We start from the raw sequence: 24,208 nt of genomic DNA, 5'->3' as shown, positions 1-24,208 counted from the left end.
GTCTCCTCACGCGTACGCTGGCGCCTTTCGCATCGCACCGATGCGCGCCAGATCCGCACTCAAGTCAACGCACAGCGCCCCGCCATGGCAGGACTGCCGCGCTCGCTCAGGAGAAGCCTTCGAAGAACAACTCGATCGCCATCACCAACGCATCCTCGCGGCCGGTGTGGGAGGGGTAGTACCGCGGACGCCGCCCGATCTCGTTGAAGCCTTCGGAGTGATACAGCGCAATCGCCGACGGATTGGATGGACGTACTTCCAGAAATGCGCGCCGCGCGCCGCGGTCGCAGGCGCCCTTGATCAGCGCGCGCAACAGCACGCGCCCGTGCCCTTGCGATTGTGCTTCGGGCGCAATGCAGACATTGAGCACATGTGCCTCGTCGGCAGCGACGCTGATGACGCCATAGCCGATGACCCGACCACCCTGCTCCATCACCCATCCCGGGTAACCGGCCTGCAGGCAATCGCGAAAGATGCTGCGCGTCCAAGGGAACGGGTAGGCGCGCAGCTCGATCTCCATCACCACGTCCAGATCGCTTTCGCGCATGGCACGCAACGTGGCGGGCAGCGGCGCGTTCATCGCGCTCATGCCGGGTCCTGGCGACGACGCAACGCGCGCAGCTGCGGCCACAGCGCCCGCTTGGCGGCCGGGTTGCCACGCAATTCGGCCAACGGCCAGGACGCCATCAAGGCTTGGGTGCTGGGATCACCGGGGTTGCAACCGGACGCACGCAACAGCGCCATCTGCAGGCGATCGGGCAGACCGACACGGCTGCGCCGCTGGGGCGCGGTCGTGGCGGTGGTGTCCGGGACACGCGGCGGCTCGGCCGGCGCTACAGGCGCCGGACGCCGCGGCGATGCGCTGGCAGCCGGCGCGGTTTGCGGTGCGCGTGGCGCACGCACTGGCGCCGACACCGGCGCACTGTCGGCCACGTCCACGGGTGCGGGCAACGCATCGGCCGCATCACGGTCCAGATACACGGTGTGCCCCATCGCCTGCAGGCACGACACCTGCAGATCGGACCACACCGGTTCGCTGGCTGCCTGGTTCATGGACGCCGGCTCACGGGAGCTCGGGCACGCGCCGCCAGCGCCGCCACAGCCACATCACCGGGCCGGACAACGCATACAACACGCCGATCACCAGCAGCGAGCGCGCCAGATCGATCACCAGCAACGCGATCACCACCGTGGCGATGGCCAATGCCAGAAACGGCACACGGTCGGCACGCGGGCCGCGTGCGCCACCCTTGAAGCTCCAGAAGCGGATCCGGCTGACCATCAACAGCGCCGACACCACCGTGACGGCCAGCGCCACATAGCGCAGCTGTTCGCCATCGAAGCCCAGGCTGTCGTCGGCGAATGCCCACACGAAGGACATCATCAGCCCCGCCGCCGCCGGGCTGGCGAGCCCGATGAACCAGCGCTTGTCCACCACCCCGACCTGCGTGTTGAAGCGCGCCAGCCGCAACGCCGCGCAGGCCGCATACAGAAAGGCAGCCGACCAGCCAACCCGGCCCATCACGTTGCTGTCGTACTTCAGCGCCGACAGCGACCAGTGGTACATCACCAGCGCCGGGGCCATGCCGAAGCTGACCAGATCGGCCAGCGAGTCGTACTGCACGCCGAACTCGCTGCTGGTGTTGGTCAGGCGCGCCACCCGGCCGTCCAGCCCGTCCATCACCGCAGCCACGAACACCGCCATCGCCGCCTGCACGAACTGGCCATTGGCGGCGGCGATGATGGCGTAGAACCCGGAAAACAGCCCGGCGGTGGTGAACAGGTTCGGCAGCAGGTAAATCGTGCGCGAGCGCGGAGGCGGTCTCATTTCATCCATCCGCCAAGTGTAGGGCCTGAGGTCCGTCCGGCGGTAGCGCGCCCTGCACGCGCGATCACTTGCCAGGGCAGGCGCCGGATGCTGCAATCGCGGCGGGAATCATCCAGGGGAAAGCCACATGCACCTGCCGTCCGGGCTTTGCGCCCTGTTGCTGCTGGTCAGCGCCACCGCCGGCGCCACCGATCTGTACAAGTGGAAGGACGCCAAGGGCGTGACCCACTACACCGAAACCCCGCCACCGACCGGCCAGCGCTATGAGGCGCGCCGGATCGATGCGCGCAGCGGCACCGCCGCCATTGCGGCCCCGCAGACCACCGCGCCCGAGTCGGCCGACTGCCTGACCGCCCGCCGCAACCTGGAGCTGCTCAGCGGCAAGGGCGAGGTGAGCATGAGCGCCGGCGCCGACGGCAAGCCCGGCGCGGTGCTGGATGCGGACGCCCGCGCCGCGCAGCGCAATCTTGCCGACGCCGCCGTCAAGGCCTACTGCAAGCCGGCAGCTACTGGCACCCCGGCCACCTGAGCCGGACGGCATCGCCAGCGCACGGGCGACGCCGTCCCGCCTGCGGACCGAGGCCCATGCACCGGTCATGCTGCCAATACCGGCCGCATCCATGCGGCTGGACGTCCTGGCAGAACGAACGCGATACCGGATGGCGGCAGTGGCCTGACCCATTGCACGATCTCCGGGCTCGCGTGATGACCACCTTGAACCGGCATCGGATGGCTCGCCCACTGCCGATGTCTGCGCACGGCCGCTCCCCTGGCGAGGCACTCGAGAGCGCAGACCCGGGCGCCCGAGAGCCGCCGGGCAGCCGCCCTGCCGGCCGGCGACCACCGGCAACGCGCACCCGGCGATGACCGGCAGGGCGCGAGACTGGCAAACTATGGGCTTTCCGCCCAAGCGAAGCCCGATGCGTCTTTCCCAGTTCCACCTGCACACCACCAAGGAAACCCCGGCCGACGCCGAGCTGGTCAGCCACCGTCTGATGCTGCGCGCGGGCATGATCCGCAAGCTGGCCTCCGGGCTGTACACCTGGTCGCCGCTGGGCCTGCGCGTGCTGCGCAAGGTCGAGGCGATCGTGCGCGAGGAAATGAACCGTGCCGGGGCGGTGGAAGTGCTGTTCCCCACCATCCAGCCGCGCGAGCTGTGGGACGCCACCGGCCGTTGGGAAAAGTTCGGCGGGCAGTTGCTCAAGATCAAGGACCGCAAGGAGCAGGAGTTCTGCTACAGCCCCACCGCCGAAGAAGCCGCGGCCGAATTCGCGCGCCAGGAGATCAACAGCTACAAGCAGCTGCCGCTGAACTTCTACCAGATCCAGACCAAGTTCCGCGATGAAATCCGCCCGCGCTTCGGCGTGATGCGTGCGCGCGAGTTCCTGATGAAGGACGCCTACTCCTTCCATCTCACCGACGAGGACATGGCGCGCGAATACGACAACATGCGCGCCGCCTACACCCGCATCTTCACCCGCCTGGGGCTGGAGTTCCGCGCGGTGCAGGCCGATTCGGGCGCCATCGGCGGCGACGCCTCGCAGGAATTCCACGTCATCGCCGCCTCCGGCGAAGACTCGCTGGCGTTCTCCACCGGGTCTGATTACGCGGCCAATGTGGAAACCGCCAGCGCCGCGCTGCCCGCCGCGCGTCCCGACGCCAGCGAAGTGATGCAGCAGGTGGCAACGCCCACCCAGAAGACCTGCGAAGACGTCGCACAGCTGCTGGGCATCGCGTTGCAGCGCACGGTCAAGTCGGTGGCGGTGATGACGCAGGCCGGCTTCGTGCTGGTGCTGGTCCGCGGCGACCATGCGGTCAACGAGATCAAGCTGGGCAAGGTGGCTGGCCTGGCCGACTACCGCCTGGCCAACGAAACCGAAATCCGCGAGCACCTGGGGTGCGAGCCGGGTTTCCTGGGCCCGGTGAACACTGCGCGCCCGGTGCGCGTGGTCGCCGACCGCGATGTCGCGGCAATGGCCGATTTCGTGGTCGGCGCCAATGTGGTCGGCGCGCATCTGGTCGGCGTCAACTGGGGACGCGACCTGCCGGAACCGGAGACCGTGGCCGATGTGCGTAACGTGGTCGAAGGCGAGCGCGCCGCCGATGGCGGCGAACTGCGTCTGGCGCGCGGCATCGAGGTCGGCCACGTGTTCCAGCTGGGCAGCCAGTACGCGCAGGCACTGCAGGCCACCGTCATCGATGAAAACGGCAAGGCCGCGGTGATGAAGATGGGCTGCTACGGCATCGGCATTTCGCGCATCGTTGCCGCAGCGATCGAACAGAACCACGACGAGGCCGGCATCATCTGGCCGGCGCCGATGGCGCCGTGGCAGGTGGTGGTGTGCGTGATCAATCCCAAACAGGATGCCAGCGTGGTGGCCGCCGCCCAGGCATTGCTGGACGAATTGATTGCCACCGGTATCGATGCAGCACTGGATGACCGCGGCCTACGTCCGGGTGCCATGTTTGCCGATATGGAACTCTTGGGCATTCCGCATCGGGTGGTGGTCTCGGAACGGGGATTGGCCGCCGGCACATTTGAATATCGCGCCCGCACCGCCGAATCGGCAGAAAACCTGGATAAGGCCGGATTATTCTCCCGCCTGGGCCGTTGATCAAACAACGCACCACCGCTCCAATTGGATGAACGCAAGGCGCCGAAGTATTTCGGCGCATTTGTCATACCGGTTTCCTGACATTATGATGGCCGCCGCTGCCACGGACCGGCATTCTTTCTCTCTCATTCTTCCGGAGTAGTGATGTCGATCGATCTCACCGGCCTGTCGGCCAAGCAATTGGGCGCCTTGATCAAAAACGCAAAGAAGCAACAGACCGTGGTTGCCAAGCGCGCCCCGATCGCCAAGGTTCGCACTCAGCTGACCCGTGCGGCAAAAGCCCAGGGGTATTCCATCGAAGAATTGTTCGGTAGCGCCGCCAGTGCCGGGCCGGGTCGTCCCGCCGCTGCCGGCAAGCCTGGCCCGCGTGCCGGCCGCAAGCTGGGCAAGGTTCCGCCGAAATACCGCAACCCTGCCAATGCCCAGGAAACCTGGACCGGCCGCGGCAAGCAGCCGCGCTGGCTGGCTGAATTGACCGCTGCCGGCAAGAAAGTGGAAGACTTTCTGATCAGCAAGGTGGGCGGTGGTACGAAGAAGGCGGCGACAAAAAAGACCACGCCGCGCAAGACGGCAACCAAGCGCGCCAGTAAGAAAGCCAAGGCCGCTTAAATCCAGACCAATAAAAACGCCGGCATTGCCGGCGTTTTTATTGGGCGATGATCGGCTTATTCATAAATTCTTGCGCGCCGGAATCAGCAGATTGCCGAACAGCAGGCCGGCCATCAATGCCATCACGATATTGGTCACCGCCAACAATGCCGCTTGTCCGACACTGACATCCTGCTGCTGCACCAGGGTCAAAAATCCCCGCAGGCTGACACTCCCGGGAACCAGCATGATGATGCCCGGCAACCGGATCAGCGCACCGGGTTTTTGAACGACCCGCCCAAACAGATTCCCGGCGGCGGTCAGTGCCATGGCCGAGGCGAATACGCCAGCCGGGCCGCCCCAGGCATGCCCGGCATAACGCGCGATGACATAACCGGACATTGCCGCGGCCATGATCCATAAATAATCGCGCCGATTGGCCTTGAACAACACCGCAAACGCGTACGCGGCCACCAGCAGCGAGGCCCATTCCACCCATCCCGACTGCGGACGCAAGGCGGCCACCCGTGGGTGCAGGCCCACCAGCTGGGTCAGCGTCACCGCGATCACCGCGCCGACCGTGAGTTTGAGCACCGTGGTGACCGCACCGGCCAGGCGCGCAGTCCCGGACACCCAGTGCTGGCTGGCCAGCTCGTTGAATGCGTTGGTCAGCGACATGCCGGGCAGCAACACCACCAGCGAGGCGATGATCACCGTATTGAGGTTCAACGGCCCGACCAGCGAGGCCACCACTGCCGCCACCACGCCGGCCAGCAGCCCGGCCAGCGCTTCGCCGGCCTCCTTGGTCGCAGGCCGCTTGTCGGTGTACTGGGTCAGCAGGCCGATCGACATGCCGATGGCGCCGGCAGTGGCGATGTCCAGCCAGGGCAGCTTCCACAACCCGGCCACGCCGGCGGCTGCCAGCCCGAACGCCAGCACCTGCATGGTCTTGCCGCGCCGATCGACCTCCCGGTCCAACCGGCGCAAGGCGGTGTGCCCCTGGGCAATGCTCATGCGCCCGTTGGCCACGCTGTCGGCCACGTAGTCGGCCACGCTGAGCTTGTACAGATCGTTTTCGCCGGGCGCCAGCCGGATCACCCGGGTGATGTCGCTGGAGCCGATCGCCTTGGTCGGGTCGCTGAAGCTCAGGATGATGCCGGTGGGGTTGGACCAGGGTTCGCAGTCCAGACCGAGTTTTTGCGACAGCCCGACCACTGCCGCCTCCAGGCGCTGCGCGGTGGTGCCATAGGAATGCAGGCGCCCGGCGATTTCCGATACGAAGGCGACGCGCTGGGCGTAGGTGGCGCTGGCGGACGGTAAGACGACGGTGGCAGCGGACATGCGTGGCGGGTCGGGCCGGAGAAACGCCGTGTGGCGAGGCCGCCAGTGTATGCCGCAGCGCGCGTGGCCGGCGCCCTGATTGCCGGGGGCGAGGCGATCGCCGCCGCCGCGTCCCCATCTTTCGCTCACGCCGGCCCTGTATGCTGGTGCCACGGACAGGCCACCCATGATCAAACCGCAACCTCCCCGCATCGAACAAGACTCGCAGGATCAGGCACAGATCCGCCTCGCCGGCAGTTGGGTCCTGGCGACCGCCCTGCCCCAGGCAGAACTGTTGCAGACCGTGCCCGACGGGGTGCGCCGCATCGACGCGCGCGGTATCGGGCAACTGGATTCGGCCGGCGTGCTGCAGCTGCTGCGCTTTGCCGGCCGCCTCGGGCTCAAGGAAGACGCCATCGATTTCCGCGACGAGCACCAGGCCCTGGTGTGCACCATCGAGGAACTCAACGACGAACGCCCCAAGCCCAAGCGCGATTACGGCTTCGTCGCCGCGCTCGACCGTCTGGGCCGCACCACCCATGGCGTCGGCCAGGGCATCCTGGAGTTGAACAGTTTTCTCGGCGAGAACCTGGTCAAGATCATGCGGCTGATCCACGAGCCGCGCCGCTTCCGCCTGACCTCCACCGTGCACCACATGGAACAGGTGGGCCTGGACGCGGTGCCGCTGGTGGTGCTGCTGTCCTATCTGGTCGGCGCGGTGATCGCGTTCCTGGGCTCGACCATCCTGCGCGACTTCGGCGCAGAGATTTACGTGGTGGAACTGGTGTCCATCGCCTTCCTGCGCGAGTTCGCGGTGCTGCTGACCGCCATCGTGCTGGCCGGACGCACCGCCAGCGCCTTCACCGCGCAGATCGGTGCGATGAAATCGCGCGAGGAAGTCGATGCCATCCGCACCCTCGGCCTGGACCCGATCGACCTGCTGGTGATCCCGCGCCTGCTGGCGCTGATCTTCACCCTGCCGCTGCTGACCTTCATCGCCATGATCGCCGGCCTGGCCGGTGGCGTCACCGTGGGCGCGTTCGACCTGGATATCCCGCCGCAGATGTATCTGGCGCGCATGCACGAGACCATCCAGTTGCGGCACTTCCTGGTCGGCCTGTCGAAGGCGCCGCTGTTCGCGCTGGTGATCGGCCTGATCGGCTGCCTGGAAGGGCTCAAGGTCAGCGGCACCGCGCAGTCGGTGGGCGAACGCACCACCTCCTCGGTGGTGCAGACGATTTCCTTGGTCATCATCCTCGACGCCATTGCGGCGTTGTGGTTCATGAAGATGGGGTGGTGATGGAGCTGGGATTGGACATTCGGGATTTGGGATTTGTGCAGAGCAGAAACGTGGCTGGCGCGCTGAGCCCGGGGAGAGTTGTGCTTTGACCAATCCCGAATCCCCACTCCCCAATCCCGCCCCAGAGGCCGACGACGACCAGCTGGCGATTTCCGTGCGCGGGCTTACCAACCGTTTCGGCAGCCAGACCGTGCACGAAGATCTGGATCTGGACGTGCGTCGTGGCGAGATCCTGGGCGTGGTCGGCGGTTCTGGCACCGGCAAGTCGGTGCTGATGCGCAGCATCCTGGGCCTGCGCGAGCCGGATGCCGGCAGCATCCACGTGCTGGGGGCGGATGCGCGTTCGGGCAGCTTCGCCGACCGGCAGCTGATCACCCGCAACACCGGCGTGCTGTTCCAGGACGGCGCGCTGTTCTCTTCCATGACCGTGGGCGAGAACGTGCAGGTGCCGCTGAAGGAACATCATGGCGAGTTCCCGGAGCGCTGGTATTTCGAGCTGGCGCTGCTGAAGATCAAGTTGGCCGGCCTGCCGGCCGATGCGTTGGACAAGCTGCCCTCGCAATTGTCCGGCGGCATGCGCAAGCGCGCGGGCCTGGCGCGTGCGCTCGCACTGGACCCGCCGCTGCTGTTCCTGGACGAACCCACTGCCGGGCTGGATCCGATCGGCGCGGCCGCCTTCGACCGCCTGATCCGTACCCTGCAGCAGGCCCTGGGCCTGACGGTGTTCCTGATCACCCACGACCTGGATACGCTGTACGCCATCTGCGACCGCATCGCCGTACTGGCCGATCGCAAAGTGATCGCCAACGCGCCACTGGCCGAGGTCGAACAACTCGACCACCCCTGGATCCAGGAATATTTCCACGGTCCGCGCGCCCGCGCCGCACGCGCGGCCAAGACCGACTCCACCGAGACCGCCTGAGCATGGAAACCAAAGCCAATTACGTCCTGATCGGCGCCTTCACCATCGTCGCTGGCCTGGCCCTGCTGCTGTTCGGGCTGTGGGCCGCCAAGTACTCCTCCGACCGCACCTGGCAGCAATACCGGGTGGTGTTCCGCGAGGCGGTCACCGGCCTGTCGGTCGGCAGCCCGGTGCAGTACAACGGCATCGCAGTCGGCTCGATAACCGAGCTGACCCTGGCGCCGAACGATCCGCGCCAGGTGGTCGCCCACGTGCGGGTGAATTCCACCACGCCGATCAAGAGCGACACCCGCGCCAAGCTGGCCATCACCAGCCTGACCGGCCCGTCAATCATCCAGCTTTCCGGCGGCACGCCCGAGGCGCCGTCGCTGACCACCATCGACAAGAGCGATGCGCCGATCATCCAGACCACGCCGTCGGCACTGCAGAACATCACCGACACCGCCAACCGCATCGTCGAACGCATGGACGAGATGCTCTCGGACAAGAACGTGGCGAGCATTTCGGCCACGCTGCAGAACCTGGAAAAGATCAGCGGTGGCATCGCCGATCGCGACGAAGGCATGCAGGCGCTGATCGTCAGCGCGCGCGATGCCGCACGCAACCTGGACACCACCCTGACCACCACCAACGGCACCATCAAGCGGCTGGATCAGAACCTGGTGCAGCAGCTGCCGGGCATCCTGAGCAAGCTCGATGCAACATTGGTCAAGCTGGATTCGGCCGCCGGCAATGCCGACAACATCCTGGGCGAGAATCGCGCGGCCATCAACAGTTTTGCCAACGACGGGCTGGGCCAGCTCGGCCCCACGCTGACCGAATTGCGCGGCCTGATCCGCGACCTGCGCCGGGTCAGCGACAAACTGGACAACAACCCTGCGCGCTACCTGCTCGGCCGCGACGCACCCAAGGAGTTCGAACCGAAATGACTGCCATGCGCGTGTTGCGTCCCCTGCTGTGCATCTCATTGCTGGCGCTGAGCGGCTGCTCGGTCCTCACCGGCGGCGACAAGAAGCCGGCCACGATCTACGCGCCCACCGTGCGCGTGACGCCGAATCCGTCCTGGCCGCAGGTCACCTGGCAGCTGGCCATCAATAAGCCCAGCGCTGCGCGCGTAATCGACAGCCCGCGCATCAACGTGCGCCCGACGCCAGGCGAATTGCAGATCTACCACGGCGCCGGCTGGGCGCAACCGGCCACCGACATGCTGGAAGACAGCGTCGTGCGCGGGTTCGAGGACTCCGGCAAGATCGCGGCGGTCGCGCGCATCGGCACCGGCATCCGCTCGGACTACAAACTGGCGATCGACCTGCGCCGCTTCGAGTCCGATTACGCCGGCCAGTCGGTGCCATCGGCCACCATCGAGCTCAACGCCAAGCTGCTGCACTCCTCGGATCAGCGCGTGGTCGCCTCGCGGACCTTCCTGGTCGCCCGCCCTTCCAGCGGCACCGATGTGGCAGCGGTTGCCGCGGCGTTCGAGCAGGCGCTGACCCAGGTCACCACCGACCTGGTGGGCTGGACGCTCACCACCGGGCAACAGGACAGTGCGGCGCTGCCACGCACACCGTAAGCCGACACGTCCACCTGCAGCCCCGGACGCATCTCACCCGGCATCAGGTCCAGCACCCTGCAATCGGCGGGATCCGCCTGCCTCCCTTCTCCCGAAAGCGGGAGAAGGTGGCGCGCAGCGCCGGATGAGGGCACGCAATGCCCCAAGTCTGATCTCACGCCCGCCGCGAACCACCGTCATCTTGCCGCAGCCGATGCAATCTGCCGAAAAGTCAGATTGATCCGCTCCCCCACCGGCCGCGCCGTGCGTGGCAGGGCATGCTTGTAGCAGCGTTGGGTGTCGCCACCCATCAGCAGCAAATCGCCGTGCGCCAATTCCAGCGTCTGCTTCAAGGCCGCATCGTCGCGATGTTTGAGCGCAAAGCGTCGCGTTGCGCCCAGGCTCACCGAGGCAATCAACGGCTGGGCACCCAACTCCGGCTCGTCGTCGCTGTGCCAGCCCATCGCATCATTGCCACTGCGATACCGATTGACCAGCACGCTATTGAACGGGCGGCCGGTGTCTTCCTGCAGACGAGCACGTAACGGCTGCAATGCGTCCAGCCACGGCTGCGGCGAAAACTGCGTTCCCGAATAGCGATAGCTTGCCTCCGGATCGCCGATCCAGCTGCTCAGACGCGGCGAATCCACCACCCGCCCGAACATGCGGATGCGGTGCACCTCGCACTGCACCTGTGCCAGCAATGTCTGCAGCAGCGCATCGGCTGCCGCCGCTTGCAACCAGCCGCGCCACCACTGCACCTGCGCGCCCGGCAATGGGACCGGAATCTTCATCTCCGAACGCTAGCACGCAGGCCCCTGGCGGCGCTGTCCACGGCGGATGAATCGCAGCGATTTGCCGCCATCACATGCAATCCCGGAAAATGCGCACCAGCCATCGAGCCAACGGGAGCGGAGCAATGTCGGAAGCGGGAATCGGCGCGCAAGCGTCAGAGGCGGTCGAGCGTGACGTCATGGAATACGACGTCGTCACCGTCGGTGCCGGTCCGGCCGGGCTGTCGTTCGCGATCAGGCTCAAGCAGCTCAACCCCGAGCTGAGCGTCTGCGTGATCGAAAAATCCAGCACCATCGGCGCACACATCCTGTCGGGTGCGGTGATCGAGCCCGGCCCGCTGGATGCCCTGCTGCCGGGCTGGCGCGACAACCCGCCGCCGATCTGCGTGGCCGCCACCGACGACGAATTCTGGTTTCTCGGCAAGGACAGCGCACGCAAGTTCCCGGTGGTGCCGCCGGGCATGCGCAACCACGGCAACTTCATCGTCAGCCTGGGCGCGATGTGCGCCTGGCTCGCGCCGCAGGCCGAGGCGCTGGGCGTGGAGATCTACCCCGGCTTTGCCGCTGCCGAGACCCTGCATGACGACAGCGGCCAGGTGGTGGGCGTGCGTATCGGCGACATGGGCGTGGCCAAGGACGGGTCGCACAAGCCCGGCTACACCGCCGGCATCGACATCCGCGCCAAGGTCACCGTCCTGGCCGAGGGCGCGCGCGGTCACCTGACCAAGCGGCTGCTCAAGCGCTTCGACCTCACTGCCGACAGCGACCCGCAAGGGTATTCGATCGGCATCAAGGAGCTGTGGCAGGTGCCCGAAGGCCGCGTTACGCCAGGCAAGATCGTGCACACCATCGGCTGGCCGGCCGACAATCGCACCTACGGCGGCAGCTTTCTGTATCACCTGGACAACAACCAGGTTGCGCTCGGCTATGTCAGCGGACTGGACTACAGCGACCCCGAATACCAGCCGTGGGAAGCCTTCCAGCAATGGAAGAACCACACACTGATCAAGTCGCTGCTGGAGGGTGGCAGCATCCTGTCGGCAGGCGCGCGCGCCATCGTCACCGGCGGCTGGCAGTCGCTGCCAAAGGTGGAGATGCCGGGTGCCCTGCTGATCGGCGACACTGCCGGCCTGCTCAACGTGCCCAAGATCAAGGGCACCCATCAGGCGATCCGCAGCGGCATGCTGGCGGCCGAGCATCTGGTGCAGTCACAGCTCGCCCCGCAGGGCTTCGACGCCAAGTTGCGCGCCTCCGATGCCATGGCCGAATTGAAGACCGTCCGCAATATCAAGCCCGGTTTCAAGAAGGGGCTGTGGTTCGGCCTGCTCAACGCCGCCTGGGAGACCGCCTTCAAGGGCGCCTCGCCATGGACCCTGAAGAACAAGCCCGACTGGTCGGCCCTGCGCAAGATCGGCGACTACGAACAACCCAAGCGCGACTACGTCAGCCGCGAGCTCGCCCCGCGTGACCGCCTGCAGGCGGTGTATTTCGCCGCCACCGAGCACGACGAAGACCAGCCGGTGCATCTGCAGGTGCTCGACACCAACATCTGCGCCACCCGCTGCGTGGAGGAGTACGACAACCCCTGCACCCGCTTCTGCCCGGCCAACGTCTACGAGATGGTCCCAGACACCGCCAGCCCCTCCGGCAAACGCCTGCAGATCAATGCCGCCAACTGCGTGCACTGCAAGACCTGCGACATCAAGGACCCCTACGAGATCATCAACTGGGTCACACCGGAGGGTGGTTCGGGCCCGAACTACCAGAATCTCTAAAAACAGGGGCCGGACAGGCCCCTGACGATTTATGCCGTCTTGAAGACAGCGCCGGTCTTGCTGCGCAATTCTGAAATCTCCACGCCATCGGCCGCCTCCACCAACACCAAGCCGTCAGCGGTGACATCGAACACCGCCAGGTCGGTGATGATGCGATCCACCACGCCGACGCCGGTCAGTGGCAGGTCGCATTCGCGTAGGATCTTGTGGCTGCCGTCCTTGGCAACGTGCTCCATCAGCACTACCACGCGCTTGACGCCGGCCACCAGGTCCATCGCGCCGCCCATGCCCTTGACCATCTTGCCGGGCACCATCCAGTTGGCCAGGTCGCCGCGGTCGGTGACCTGCATTGCGCCCAGGATCGCCAGGTCGATATGGCCGCCGCGGATCATCGCGAACGAATCGTGGCTGCCGAAATAACTGGCGCCGGCGCGCGCGGTGACGGTCTGCTTGCCCGCATTGATCAAGTCCGCATCCACTTCGTCCTCGGTGGGAAACGGGCCGATGCCGAGCAGTCCATTCTCTGATTGCAGCCACACGTCCACGCCTTCCGGGATGTGGTTGGCCACCAGCGTCGGCAGTCCAATTCCCAAGTTGACGTAGGCGCCATCGGTCAGTTCGCGCGCCGCACGGGCGGCCATCTGGTCTCGGGTCCAGGCCATTACTGCTGTCCTTCGCGCACGGTGCGCTGTTCGATGCGTTTTTCCGGCGTGGCGTTGAGCACCAAGCGGTCGACGTAGATACCGGGTAGATGTACGTGGTCCGGGTCGATGGCGCCCAGCTCCACGATTTCTTCGACTTCGGCAATGCAGACACGACCGGCCATGGCGCAGGCCGGATTGAAATTGCGCGCCGTCTTGCGGAACACCAGGTTGCCCGCGGTATCGGCTCGCCACGCCTTGACCAGCGCGACGTCGGCCTGCAGTGCGGTTTCCAGCACGTAGTGCTTGCCGTCGAATTCGCGGGTCTCCTTGCCCTCGGCCACGATCGTGCCGTAGCCGGTGGCGGTGTAGAACGCAGGGATTCCCGCACCGCCCGCACGCAGGCGCTCGGCCAGCGTGCCCTGTGGGTTGAACTCAAGCTCGAGCTCGCCAGCCAGATACTGACGCTCGAACTCCTTGTTCTCGCCCACGTAGGACGAAATCATCTTGCGAATCTGCCGCGTGGCCAATAATTGACCAAGCCCGAACCCATCGACCCCGGCGTTGTTGGAAATCACCGTCAACCCGCCAACCCCGCTGTCGCGCACGGCGGCGATCAGCGCCTCCGGGATCCCGCACAACCCGAAGCCGCCCACGGCCAGGGTCTGGCCATCGGCCAGCACGCCCTCGAGCGCCGCCTCGGCATCGGCGTAGCGCTTGCCAGCTGCCTTATCACGTCCATCATTGCGCATCACCGCCCTCACCTCGCTGATGTGAAGCGGCCATTCTATCCGCTGACTGTTCCCTGTCCTCGGTCGCAATTCCGCCACACCCAAGACACGGCGCACCCGCTAAACTCGGGTGTCCCCCACCCCAGGAATTGCCCATGACGCTACCCGCCTTCAAGGCCTACGACATTCGCGGCCGCGTGCCGGATGAACTCAACGAGGACTTGGCCCGCCGCATTGGCGTGGCACTGGCGGCGCAGCTGGATCAGGGGCCGGTGGTCCTGGGCCACGACGTGCGCCTGGCCAGCCCGGCGCTGCAGGAAGCGCTCTCGGCCGGTCTGCGCGCCAGCGGCCGAGAGGTCATCGACATCGGCCTGTGCGGCACCGAGGAGGTCTATTTCCAGACCGATTACCTCAAGGCCGCCGGTGGCGTCATGGTCACTGCCAGCCACAACCCGATGGACTACAACGGCATGAAGCTGGTCCGCGAGCAGGCGCGACCGATCAGCTCCGATACCGGCCTGTTTGCCATCCGCGATACCGTCGCGGCCGATACCGCCGCGCCCGGTGAACCCACAGCCGCCGAGCAGAGCCGCACCGACAAGACCGCCTACCTGGAGCACCTGCTCAGCTACGTGGACCGCAGCACGCTCAAGCCGCTCAAGTTGGTGGTCAATGCCGGCAACGGCGGCGCCGGCCTGATCGTGGATCTGCTTGCACCGCATCTGCCGTTCGAGTTCGTCCGCGTGTTCCATGAGCCCGATGGCAACTTTCCCAACGGCATCCCCAACCCGCTGCTGCCGGAAAACCGCGACGCCACTGCCAAGGCGGTCAAGGACCACGGCGCCGATTTCGGTATCGCGTGGGACGGCGACTTCGATCGTTGCTTCTTCTTCGATCACACCGGCCGCTTCATCGAAGGCTATTACCTGGTCGGCCTGCTCGCACAAGCCATCCTGGCCAAGCAGCCGGGCGGCAAGGTCGTGCACGACCCGCGCCTGACCTGGAACACGGTCGAGCAGGTCGAAGAAGCCGGCGGCATTCCGGTGCTGTGCAAGAGCGGCCACGCCTTCATCAAGGAAAAGATGCGCAGCGAGAACGCCGTGTACGGCGGCGAAATGAGCGCGCATCACTACTTCCGTGAATTCGCCTACGCCGATTCCGGCATGATTCCATGGCTGCTGATTGCCGAGCTGGTGTCGCAGTCCGGTCGTTCGCTGGCCGATCTGGTCGAGGCGCGCATGCAGAAGTTCCCCTGCAGCGGCGAGATCAACTTCAAGGTGGCCGATGCCAAGGCCGCGGTTGCCCGCGTGATGGAGCACTACGCCGACCTGTCGCCGGAGCTGGACTACACCGACGGCATCAGCGCGGACTTTGGCCAATGGCGCTTCAACCTGCGCAGCTCCAATACCGAGCCGCTACTGCGTCTGAACGTGGAAACCCGCGGCGATGCCGCATTGCTGGAAAGCCGTACGCAAGAGATTTCCGGTCTGCTGCGCGGCTGATTTACCCTCCTTCCCCACTTTGACGCACTGGAGTTTCCCCCGCTCATGAGCGACGTCCTTCCGATTATCTTGTCCGGTGGCTCCGGCACGCGCCTGTGGCCGCTGTCGCGCGAGTCCTATCCCAAGCAGTTCCTGCCGCTGGTCGGCGACAAGAGCATGTTGCAGGCCACCTGGCTACGCGCGGCTCCCGTCGCAGGCCATGCTCCCATCGTGGTGGCCAACGAGGAGCACCGCTTCATGGCCGCCGAGCAGCTGCAGCAGCTCGGCGTCAAGCCTTCTGCCGTCCTGCTTGAACCCAAAGGCCGCAATACTGCCCCGGCAATTGCAGTCGCAGCCTTGGAAGCCAGCCGCGATGGCGCCGACCCCTTGTTGTTGGTCCTGCCCTCAGATCACGTCATCCAGAACGAAGCTGCGTTCCAGGCAGCGGTGACAGTGGCAGTCGCTGCCGCAGAGCAAGGCAAGCTGGTGACCTTCGGCATCAAGCCGACCGCACCGGAAACCGGCTACGGCTACATCAAGGCCAGTTCGGGCACCGGTGCGAGCGCGGTCGAACGCTTCGTCGAGAAGCCCGACCTGGCAACCGCACAAGGCTATCTGGCCAGCGGCGAGTACTACTGGAATAGCGGCATGTTCCTGTTCCGTGCTTCGCGCTACCTGGAAGAACTGCGCAGGTTCCATCCGGCCATTGCTGATGCCTGCCAGACCGCTTGGCAGAACGGCAAGCGCGACGCTGACTTCACCCGCCTGGACAAGGACGCCTTCGCAGCAAGCCCGTCGGATTCGATCGACTATGCGGTGATGGAAAAGACCGCCGATGCGGTCGTGGTGCCGTTGGATGCCGGCTGGAACGACGTCGGCTCGTGGTCGTCGCTGCTGGACGTGTCCGAGCAGGATGGCCAGGGCAACGCGCATCATGGCGATGTGATCCAGCTGGATTGCCGCAATACCTACGCCTACGGTTCGCGCCTGATCGCCATGGTCGGCCTGGAAGACGTCGTCGTCGTCGAGACGCCGGATGCCGTGCTGGTCGGTCACCGTGATCGCATCCAGGAAGTGAAGGATGTGGTCGGCCGGATCAAGTCCGACGGCCGCTCCGAAGCCACCTGGCATCGCAAGGTGTATCGCCCGTGGGGCGCCTACGACTCGATCGACATGGGCCAGCGTCACCAGGTCAAGCGCATCACCGTCAAGCCCGGTGCCGTGCTGAGCCTGCAGATGCACCACCACCGCGCCGAACACTGGATCGTGGTGAGCGGCACTGCCGAAGTCACCCGTGGCGAGGAAGTGCTGCTGCTGACCGAAAACCAGAGTACCTACATCCCCCTGGGCGTCACGCATCGCCTGCGCAATCCGGGCAAGCTGCCGCTGGAACTGATCGAAGTGCAGTCCGGCAGCTATCTGGGCGAAGACGACATCGTGCGTTTCGAGGACACCTACGGCCGCGCCTGATCGCGCACTCGACGTAGACGGCAACATCGACGGCGGCCAATGGCCGCCGTTTTGCGTTATCCCTGCCTTGCTTCGATCACAACACGCTGCGCAGACAGGTCACAGGTCGCCTGCTTCCGCAGGCTGCATCGCACGTGGATGCGACCGGGCAATGCCACTGCCGCCCCGTGGGCGTTCGCCGCAGGGCCGCGAACGGCCCCGTAGGCCAAGACAACATCATGGATGGCCTGGACGAGTGGCATCGCCACCCGCCAAGACGCAGGACCTGCCGGGCTCAGTTGTCGCCGAACAGATCGCGCGTATAGACCTTGTCCTGCACGTCCTGCAGCGCGTCGGCCATGCGGTTGCTGATGATGACGTCGGCCTCGCGCTTGAAGGCCTCCAGGTCGTTGACCACGCGCGAGCGGAAGAACTCCGGATCGCTCAGCGTCGGTTCGTACACGATGATGTCCACGCCCTTGGCCTTGAGGCGCTTCATCACGCCCTGGATGCTGGACGAACGGAAGTTGTCCGAGCCGGCTTTCATGATCAGGCGATAGATCCCAACCACCTTGGGATTGCGCCGCAGCACGTCGGCGGCAATGAAGTCCTTGCGGGTGGTGTTGGAATCGACGATCGCCCGGATGATGGTCTGCGGAACGCTCTGGTAGTTGGCCAGCAACTGCTTGGTGTCCTTGGGCAGGCAGTAACCGCCGTAGCCGAAGGACGGATTGTTGTAGTGGCTGCCGATGCGCGGATCCAGGCAGATGCCTTCGATGATCTGGCGGCTGTCCAGCCCGTGGGTGAGCGCGTAGGTGTCCAGTTCGTTGAAGTAGGACACCCGCATCGCCAGATAGGTGTTGGCGAACAGCTTGATCGCTTCGGCCTCGGTAGGCTCGGTGAACAACACCGGCACGTCGGGCTTGAGTGCGCCTTCCTGCAGCAGCCGCGCGAAGGTTTCCGCGCGCGCCGAGCGCTCACCGACGATGATCCGGGACGGATACAGGTTGTCGTACAACGCCCGGCCCTCGCGCAGGAATTCGGGCGAGAAGATGATGTTGTCGGTGCCGAACTGCGCGCGCAGCTTGGCAACGTAGCCCACCGGGATGGTCGACTTGATCACCATCGTCGCCTGGGTGTTGATCTCCAGCACCTTGGCGATCACCACCTCGATCGAGCTGGTGTTGAAGTAATTGGTGTCCGGATCGTAGTCGGTGGGTGTGGCAATGATCACGAACTCGGCGCCGGCAAACGCTTCGTTGGCGTCCAGCGTGGCCTTGAAGTTCAGGCCACCCTCGGCCAACGCGGCCTCGAGTTCCTTGTCGACGATCGGCGAGCGGCCTTCGTTGATCAGCTTGACCTTGGCCTCGACGATGTCCAGCGCCACGACCTCATGGTGCTTGGCGAGCAACACGCCATTGGACAGACCGACATAGCCGGTACCCGCGACAGCGATCTTCATTGGAATTCCTTGCGATTTTGGATGGGGGAGGAGGCAGCGCGCTGCGCGCAGGTCATGGCGTGATGACGGTACGGCCGAGCCCGTCATGGGTCGGCGCGCCCGGTGGGGGACACGCGAAAACCTGCACGGTGCCAACCGATGCGACGTAGCGCACACACATGCACGCATCCAGCCCATGCATCACGCGTCGCATCCGCTTCAGCGGCACATCCACGTTGGCCACGACCTGCGCAGAGCAGGTCGCCGGCCTGGCGTGGACCAGTCACCGATGGTAGCCGAAGCGAGAGGCAAGCTATGAGTCGGTGCTGAAGCCGCCCCAATCTAGGCCGCTATTGAAGCCGCTCAACCCTGGGCGAGCGTGTCCAGCACCTGGCTCAGTCCGTCCTGCCAGTCGGGCAGGCGGACGCCGAACGTGTCCTGCAGGCTGTGGGTATCCAGTCGCGAATAGGCCGGGCGCGTGGCCGGCGTTGGATAGTCGGCGGTGGTGATCGCCTCCACGCGCGGCGCACGGGCAATCAGCCCGCGCGCGTGCGCCTGGGCGAAGATGGCTTCGGCGAAGCCGTGCCAACTGGTCTGCCCGGCGGCGGTCAGATGCCACAGGCCGGAGGGTTCACCGGGCTGGCGTAGCGCATGCGCCGTGATGTCGGCGATCAGCGCGGCAGGCGTCGGCGTGCCTATCTGGTCGGCGACCACGCGCAGCACGTCGCGCTCGGCTCCCACGCGCAGCATCGTCCGCAGGAAATTGTTTCCATGCGCCGCGTAGACCCAGGCGGTGCGGAAGATCAGATGACGGCCGCCGGCCGCCTGCACCGCCTGTTCGCCGGCCAGTTTGCTCTGCCCGTAGACGCCGAGCGGCGCGGTGGCGTCGTCCGGACGATAGGGGCGAGTGCCTTGCCCATTGAAGACGTAATCGGTCGAATAATGGACCAGCGGCACGCCGGCGCGCGCGCACCACTGCGCGATGACCGCCGGCGCCTCGGCATTGGCACGGAAGGCCGCATCACGCTCCTGTTCGGCACGATCGACGGCGGTGTAGGCAGCCGCATTGACGACGCGGGTGGGCGCAAGGCGATCCAGCAATTCGCTCAGGCGATGCGGTGCGTCGAAGTCGGCCACCTCACACGCGGCGCCGTCCGGCAATCGGCCATTGCGGGTGGTGGCTAGGATCGGACCATCATCCGCCAGTGCCCGCAGCAATTCCGTGCCGACCTGTCCATTGGCTCCCAGTACCAATGTCGTCATGGTGCGAAGACCGGCAGACGCTCGCCCGGCACATCTGCCAGGAAAGGTGCTGCGGCATCCTTGGCCGAGAGCACCGGATCGCTGATCGGCCAGTCGATGCCGATGGCCGCATCATCCCAACGCACACCCGCGTCGGCTTCCTTGACGTAGACATCCGTGCACAGATAGCTGAATACAGCGCGCTCGGAGAGCACGGCAAAGCCGTGCGCGAAGCCTTCCGGAATCCAGAACTGCTTCTTGTTTTCCGCGCTCAGTACCACTGCCTCCCATTGACCGAAAGTCGGCGAGCCGCGGCGAACATCCACAGCGACGTCATAGACCTCCCCTTCCAGGACGCTGACCAGCTTGCCCTGAGGACGCGGCCACTGGTAATGCAGACCACGCAGCACGCCCTTGGCCGAGGTCGACACGTTGCTCTGCACGAACCGGGTCGGCAGATTGTGCTGACCAAAGCGCTCGGCATTCCACGTCTCGAAGAAGTATCCGCGCTCGTCGCCGAACACCGCCGGCTCGATCACCACACAGCCAGCCAACTTCGTTTCAATCACCTTCAAGGGACTACCCCACGCCTGGCCAGTGCATGCAGATATTTACCGTAATCGTTTTTCAACAGGGGCGCAGCCAAGCGCTCCAACTGCTGGGCATCAATCCATCCCTGTCCAAAAGCAATCTCCTCCGGACAGCACACCTGCAGACCCTGACGCATCTGGATGGTTTCGATAAAATTGGCCGCCTCATGCAACGATTGGTGCGTGCCGGTGTCCAACCACGCATAGCCGCGCCCCAAGGGCTCGAGATGCAGGTCGCCGGCATCGAGATAACAGCGATTGAGATCGGTGATCTCAAGCTCGCCGCGCGGCGAAGGCGTCAAGGCAGCAGCATAATCGCTGGCCTTTCCGTCATAGAAATACAGACCGGTCACCGCATAATTGGAGCGCGGTTTTTCCGGCTTTTCGGCAATGTCGATCACCTTGCCGTGCTGGTCGAACTCGGCCACGCCGTAACGTTCGGGATCATTGACCCAATATCCGAAGACCGTCGCCCCCTGCTCACGCGCATCCGCGCGCCGCAGCGTATCGGTCAGACCATGACCATGAAAGATGTTGTCGCCCAATACCAGGCAGCTCGGCTTGCCATCAACGAACTCGCGGCCGATCAGATAGGCCTGCGCCAGACCGTCAGGGCTGGGCTGCACAGCATACTGAATATTGACGCCCCATTGGGAACCATCGCCCAGCAGCGACTGGAACAGCGCCTGCTCGTGCGGCGTATTGATGATCAGGATATCGCGGATACCCGCGAGCATCAGCACGCTCAGCGGATAGTAGATCATCGGCTTGTCGTACACCGGCAACAGCTGCTTGCTGACGCCCTTGGTGATCGGATACAAGCGCGTTCCGGAACCGCCCGCGAGGATGATGCCTTTACGTTGAGTCATGAGAGCGTCCTTGGAGGTCCGCACAGCATTATGCGGACGCTGAGATGAGTATCAGGCGGTCGCGCCAATGCGTTCAAGGCGATAGCTTCCATCAAGCACGCCCTGCACCCACGCTTGGTTGGTCAGATACCACTCAACCGTCTGCGCGATGCCCTGCTCGAAGGTGTAAGCAGGCTCCCAACCCAATTCGTCCTTCAACTTCGACGCATCGATCGCGTAACGACGGTCATGCCCAGGCCGGTCGGTGACATGGGTGATCTGGCTCGCGCGCGGCTTGCCATCCTCACGCGGGCGATGCTGGTCCAGCAGCGCACAGATGGCCTGCACAACCTCGATGTTCTGGCGTTCGGAGTTGCCGCCCACGTTGTAGGTCTCGCCGACCTTGCCCTTGGCCAGCACGGTGCGAATCGCCTCGCAGTGGTCGCTGACAAACAGCCAATCGCGTACCTGCTTGCCATCGCCATACACCGGCAACGGTTCGCCGGCCAGCGCCTTGGCGATCACCAGCGGAATGAGCTTTTCCGGGAAATGGTACGGCCCGTAATTGTTCGAGCAATTGGTGGTGAGCACCGGCAGCCCATAGGTGTGATGGAACGCGCGCACCAGATGGTCCGAGGCCGCCTTGGATGCCGAGTACGGAGAATTGGGCGCGTACGGCGTGGTTTCAGTGAACTTACCGGTCTCGCCCAGCGTGCCGTAGACCTCGTCGGTGGACACATGCAGGAACCGAAAGGCATCGCGACGCGCGTCCGGCAGCGCTTTCCAGTAATCGCGCACGGCCTCGAGCAATGCCAGGGTGCCGACCACGTTGGTTTGGATGAACGCGCCAGGACCTTCAATCGAGCGATCCACGTGGCTTTCGGCAGCGAAATTCAGCACTGCGTCCGGCTGATGTTCCTGCAGCAGGCTGGCCATAAGCGCGCCGTCGCCGATGTCGCCCTTGACGAAGACATGGTCGGCATTGCCTTCCAGCGACGCCAGCGTATTCAGGTTCCCCGCATAGGTGAGCGCGTCGAGATTGATCACGCGGATTCCGCGCGCGACCGCCTCGAGAACAAAATTTCCGCCGATAAAGCCGGCCCCGCCGGTCACTAGCCAAGTCGCCACTGTTTACCCCTCCTGATCGCGCGCGAATTGCGCTGCGGTTTCAAACCGCACAGGATATACGGTCCAGCCGCGCTGGGCTTATATATCTTCGAATGAAAGACTTTGGATCTATTGCACCGCACCATCCATACGCCATCGCATGGTGCGCCCTGCCCGGTTAGAATGGCCCCACTCCCGAGCCTGCCGCCGCGGCCGGGCCTTCCCGCAATAGCTGAAGGATCTCGTACACGATGAAAATCCTCGTCGCCTACAAGCGCGTGGTGGACTACAACGTCCGCATTCAGGTCAAGCCGGATGGCTCCGGCGTGGTGACCGAGGGCGTCAAGCTCTCGCCCAACCCGTTCGACGAAATCGCCCTGGAAGAGGCGCTGCGCCTGCGCGACGCCGGCATCGCCACCGAGGTGGTGGTCGCCACCCTAGCGCCGGCCGATGCGGCCGCGCACCTACGCAATGGGCTGGCCATGGGCGCCAACCGCGCCATCCATGTGGTCACCGACACGGCGATCCAGCCGCTGACCGCTGCGCGCACCCTGCTTAAGCTGGTCGAGAAGGAACAGCCGGATCTGGTCATCCTGGGCAAGCAGGCCATCGATGACGACGCCAATCAGACTGGCCAGATGCTGGCCACCCTGTGGGGCCGCCCGCAGGCGACCTTCGCCGGCAAGCTCGTCGTTGCCGATGGCAAGGCCACGGTGACCCGCGAGGTCGACGCCGGCCTGGAAACGCTGGAGGTGGACCTGCCGGCGGTGATCACCACCGATCTGCGCCTGAACGAGCCGCGCTTCATCAAGCTGCCCGACATCATGAAGGCCAAGAGCAAGCCGCTGGAAACGCTGGCGTTTGCCGATCTCGGGGTCGCGACGCATGACAGCCTGACCACTACCCACTACGCAGCGCCGTCCAAGCGCAGCCGTGGTGTGATGGTCAAGGATGCCGCCGAGCTGGTGGCCGCACTCAAGCAGAAGGGGTTGCTGTAATGGCCAAGGTTCTCATCGTTGCCGAACATCTCAATGGCCAGCTCAACGCGGCCACTGCCAAGACCCTGAGCGCCGCGCAGGCGATCTCGGCCGAATCCATTGATGTGGTCGTGCTGGCCGCCGACCCAGCAGGCGTTGCCGCACAGGCCGCGCAGCTGGCCGGCGTCGCGCGCGTATTGACCGTGGCCAACGCGGCCAACGAACACGCCATCGCGCAGGTGCTGGGACCGCAGATCGCCAAACTGGCGGGTCAGGGCTACACCCATGTCTTCGGCCCCTCCACCACCTTTGGCAAGGATCTGATGCCGGTCGTGGCGGCATTGCTGGGCGTCAACCAGATCTCCGATCTGATGACTGTCGAAGACGCGTATACCTTCAAGCGTCCGATCTATGCGGGCAACGCCATCATCACCGTCAAGGCTCCGGCCGACCAGATCGTGGTTGCCACCATTCGTAGCGCGTCGTGGCCGGAGGCCGCCAAGGGCGGAAGTGCGGCAGTCGAATCCGTCTCGGTTGATGCCACGCTGCCGACCCACAGCCGCTTCGTCGGCCTGGCCGCAGGCAGCTCCGATCGCCCGGACCTGCAGAGCGCCAAGCGTGTGGTCTCCGGCGGCCGCGGCGTCGGTTCGGCGGAGAACTTCCAGCACATCTACAGCCTGGCCGACAAACTCGGCGCCGCCGTGGGCGCCTCGCGCGCTGCAGTGGATGCCGGCTACGTGCCCAACGAGCTGCAGGTCGGCCAGACCGGCAAGATCATCGCCCCCGAGCTCTACGTGGCGATCGGCATCAGCGGCGCGATCCAGCATCTGACCGGCATCAAGGACGCCGGCACGATCGTGGCGATCAACAAGGACCCGGAGTCGCCGATCTTCGAGATTGCCGATATCGGGTTGGCGGGGGATTTGTTCAAAATTCTTCCAGAACTCGAATCTGCACTAAGCTAGCTCCCCATTTCGGGCGGCCGGTAGCTGCCCTGTTTCATACTTCAG

General features: G+C 65.2%; 24 protein-coding genes. 12 read left to right on the top strand and 12 right to left on the bottom strand.

What is annotated here, in order from left to right; translation table 11 throughout:
- Window positions 1–106: 106 nt before the first annotated feature.
- From rimI to pssA, 3 genes are read right to left on the bottom strand one after another with little or no spacing between them, the layout of a single operon-like run.
- A complete protein-coding gene (gene rimI, locus ABQZ09_RS07130; RefSeq protein ID WP_349776488.1) occupies window positions 107–589 on the bottom strand; it encodes a ribosomal protein S18-alanine N-acetyltransferase in 483 nt (160 codons plus the stop codon).
- A complete protein-coding gene (locus tag ABQZ09_RS07125) occupies window positions 586–1,053 on the bottom strand; it encodes an alanine acetyltransferase (RefSeq protein ID WP_349776487.1) in 468 nt (155 codons plus the stop codon). The genes rimI and ABQZ09_RS07125 overlap by 4 nt, the downstream gene beginning before the upstream one ends.
- 10 nt (window positions 1,054–1,063) lie before the next feature.
- Window positions 1,064–1,837 (bottom strand): CDP-diacylglycerol--serine O-phosphatidyltransferase, encoded by a 774-nt coding sequence (pssA, locus tag ABQZ09_RS07120; RefSeq protein WP_039412527.1) that lies wholly within the window; start codon window positions 1,835–1,837, stop codon window positions 1,064–1,066.
- Between the two features lie 118 nt (window positions 1,838–1,955).
- Here pssA and ABQZ09_RS07115 point away from each other — a divergent pair, with 118 nt between their 5' ends.
- The 3 genes from ABQZ09_RS07115 to ABQZ09_RS07105 all read left to right on the top strand — a co-directional run bounded on the left by ABQZ09_RS07115 (window position 1,956) and on the right by ABQZ09_RS07105 (window position 5,052).
- Window positions 1,956–2,357 carry a DUF4124 domain-containing protein gene (locus tag ABQZ09_RS07115; RefSeq protein WP_349776486.1) on the top strand — a complete coding sequence of 134 codons (402 nt, stop codon included), beginning with the start codon at window positions 1,956–1,958 and terminating at the stop codon, window positions 2,355–2,357.
- A 391-nt stretch (window positions 2,358–2,748) separates the two neighbouring features.
- A complete protein-coding gene (locus ABQZ09_RS07110) occupies window positions 2,749–4,443 on the top strand; it encodes a proline--tRNA ligase (RefSeq protein WP_349776485.1) in 1,695 nt (564 codons plus the stop codon).
- Between the two features lie 144 nt (window positions 4,444–4,587).
- A complete protein-coding gene (locus tag ABQZ09_RS07105) occupies window positions 4,588–5,052 on the top strand; it encodes an H-NS histone family protein (protein WP_179456680.1) in 465 nt (154 codons plus the stop codon).
- 60 nt (window positions 5,053–5,112) lie between these two features.
- Here the strand turns inward: ABQZ09_RS07105 and ABQZ09_RS07100 are convergent, their stop codons facing one another.
- A complete protein-coding gene (locus ABQZ09_RS07100) occupies window positions 5,113–6,372 on the bottom strand; it encodes a threonine/serine exporter family protein (RefSeq protein WP_039566260.1) in 1,260 nt (419 codons plus the stop codon).
- 166 nt (window positions 6,373–6,538) lie between these two features.
- On the opposite strand from ABQZ09_RS07100, the gene ABQZ09_RS07095 reads away from it, so the two are divergent.
- The 4 genes from ABQZ09_RS07095 (at window position 6,539) to ABQZ09_RS07080 (ending at window position 10,143) form a co-directional block, all read left to right on the top strand.
- Window positions 6,539–7,651, top strand: coding sequence for an MlaE family ABC transporter permease (locus ABQZ09_RS07095; protein ID WP_039412538.1), 1,113 nt, complete (start codon window positions 6,539–6,541; stop codon window positions 7,649–7,651).
- A gap of 85 nt (window positions 7,652–7,736) precedes the next feature.
- A complete protein-coding gene (locus tag ABQZ09_RS07090) occupies window positions 7,737–8,573 on the top strand; it encodes an ABC transporter ATP-binding protein (RefSeq protein WP_039412540.1) in 837 nt (278 codons plus the stop codon).
- 2 nt (window positions 8,574–8,575) lie between these two features.
- Entirely contained in the window at window positions 8,576–9,502 is a 927-nt protein-coding gene (locus tag ABQZ09_RS07085) for an MlaD family protein (protein WP_039412542.1), read from the top strand.
- Window positions 9,499–10,143 carry an ABC-type transport auxiliary lipoprotein family protein gene (locus ABQZ09_RS07080; RefSeq protein ID WP_039412544.1) on the top strand — a complete coding sequence of 215 codons (645 nt, stop codon included), beginning with the start codon at window positions 9,499–9,501 and terminating at the stop codon, window positions 10,141–10,143. Before ABQZ09_RS07085 ends, ABQZ09_RS07080 begins: the two co-directional genes overlap by 4 nt.
- Window positions 10,144–10,319: 176 nt before the next feature.
- On the opposite strand, the gene ABQZ09_RS07075 is transcribed toward ABQZ09_RS07080, so the two are convergent.
- Window positions 10,320–10,916 (bottom strand): alpha-ketoglutarate-dependent dioxygenase AlkB family protein, encoded by a 597-nt coding sequence (locus ABQZ09_RS07075; protein WP_349776484.1) that lies wholly within the window; start codon window positions 10,914–10,916, stop codon window positions 10,320–10,322.
- A 125-nt stretch (window positions 10,917–11,041) separates the two neighbouring features.
- Between ABQZ09_RS07075 and ABQZ09_RS07070 the strand changes: the two genes are divergently transcribed.
- Complete coding sequence (locus ABQZ09_RS07070; protein ID WP_349776483.1) at window positions 11,042–12,691, top strand: electron transfer flavoprotein-ubiquinone oxidoreductase; 1,650 nt, start codon at window positions 11,042–11,044, stop codon at window positions 12,689–12,691.
- Window positions 12,692–12,720: 29 nt separating this feature from the next.
- On the opposite strand, the gene ABQZ09_RS07065 is transcribed toward ABQZ09_RS07070, so the two are convergent.
- Window positions 12,721–13,353 (bottom strand): CoA transferase subunit B, encoded by a 633-nt coding sequence (locus ABQZ09_RS07065; RefSeq protein ID WP_184555993.1) that lies wholly within the window; start codon window positions 13,351–13,353, stop codon window positions 12,721–12,723.
- Window positions 13,353–14,084 carry a CoA transferase subunit A gene (locus tag ABQZ09_RS07060; protein WP_039403512.1) on the bottom strand — a complete coding sequence of 244 codons (732 nt, stop codon included), beginning with the start codon at window positions 14,082–14,084 and terminating at the stop codon, window positions 13,353–13,355. The genes ABQZ09_RS07065 and ABQZ09_RS07060 overlap by 1 nt, the downstream gene beginning before the upstream one ends.
- 134 nt (window positions 14,085–14,218) lie before the next feature.
- On the opposite strand from ABQZ09_RS07060, the gene ABQZ09_RS07055 reads away from it, so the two are divergent.
- Together ABQZ09_RS07055 and ABQZ09_RS07050 are read left to right on the top strand one after the other, a co-directional pair.
- Window positions 14,219–15,565, top strand: coding sequence for a phosphohexomutase domain-containing protein (locus ABQZ09_RS07055; RefSeq protein WP_349776482.1), 1,347 nt, complete (start codon window positions 14,219–14,221; stop codon window positions 15,563–15,565).
- Between the two features lie 45 nt (window positions 15,566–15,610).
- Window positions 15,611–17,014, top strand: a complete 1,404-nt coding sequence (locus tag ABQZ09_RS07050; protein ID WP_349776481.1) for a mannose-1-phosphate guanylyltransferase/mannose-6-phosphate isomerase — start codon at window positions 15,611–15,613, stop codon at window positions 17,012–17,014.
- A 274-nt stretch (window positions 17,015–17,288) separates the two neighbouring features.
- Here ABQZ09_RS07050 and ABQZ09_RS07045 read toward each other — a convergent pair whose 3' ends face one another.
- From ABQZ09_RS07045 to rfbB, 5 genes are all read right to left on the bottom strand, one after another.
- Window positions 17,289–18,455 carry a nucleotide sugar dehydrogenase gene (locus tag ABQZ09_RS07045; protein ID WP_039403520.1) on the bottom strand — a complete coding sequence of 389 codons (1,167 nt, stop codon included), beginning with the start codon at window positions 18,453–18,455 and terminating at the stop codon, window positions 17,289–17,291.
- A 342-nt stretch (window positions 18,456–18,797) separates the two neighbouring features.
- Window positions 18,798–19,697 (bottom strand): dTDP-4-dehydrorhamnose reductase, encoded by a 900-nt coding sequence (gene rfbD / locus ABQZ09_RS07040; RefSeq protein ID WP_184555987.1) that lies wholly within the window; start codon window positions 19,695–19,697, stop codon window positions 18,798–18,800.
- On the bottom strand, window positions 19,694–20,251 hold the full coding sequence (gene rfbC, locus ABQZ09_RS07035; RefSeq protein ID WP_184555984.1) for a dTDP-4-dehydrorhamnose 3,5-epimerase: 558 nt from the start codon (window positions 20,249–20,251) through the stop codon (window positions 19,694–19,696). The genes rfbD and rfbC overlap by 4 nt, the downstream gene beginning before the upstream one ends.
- Entirely contained in the window at window positions 20,248–21,135 is an 888-nt protein-coding gene (gene rfbA / locus ABQZ09_RS07030; RefSeq protein WP_039419854.1) for a glucose-1-phosphate thymidylyltransferase RfbA, read from the bottom strand. The genes rfbC and rfbA overlap by 4 nt, the downstream gene beginning before the upstream one ends.
- 51 nt (window positions 21,136–21,186) lie before the next feature.
- Entirely contained in the window at window positions 21,187–22,242 is a 1,056-nt protein-coding gene (gene rfbB / locus ABQZ09_RS07025) for a dTDP-glucose 4,6-dehydratase (RefSeq protein WP_349776480.1), read from the bottom strand.
- 230 nt (window positions 22,243–22,472) lie between these two features.
- Here rfbB and ABQZ09_RS07020 point away from each other — a divergent pair, with 230 nt between their 5' ends.
- Together ABQZ09_RS07020 and ABQZ09_RS07015 are read left to right on the top strand one after the other, a co-directional pair.
- Window positions 22,473–23,219 (top strand): electron transfer flavoprotein subunit beta/FixA family protein, encoded by a 747-nt coding sequence (locus ABQZ09_RS07020; RefSeq protein ID WP_349776479.1) that lies wholly within the window; start codon window positions 22,473–22,475, stop codon window positions 23,217–23,219.
- A complete protein-coding gene (locus ABQZ09_RS07015; RefSeq protein ID WP_039419848.1) occupies window positions 23,219–24,163 on the top strand; it encodes an electron transfer flavoprotein subunit alpha/FixB family protein in 945 nt (314 codons plus the stop codon). The genes ABQZ09_RS07020 and ABQZ09_RS07015 overlap by 1 nt, the downstream gene beginning before the upstream one ends.
- Window positions 24,164–24,208 lie beyond the last annotated feature (45 nt).

Source organism: Xanthomonas sp. WHRI 6106, assembly GCF_040202405.1.
Taxonomy (GTDB): domain Bacteria; phylum Pseudomonadota; class Gammaproteobacteria; order Xanthomonadales; family Xanthomonadaceae; genus Xanthomonas; species Xanthomonas cannabis.
Note: the sequence above shows the minus strand (reverse complement) of the source record. Positions and strands in the feature narration are given on the sequence as shown.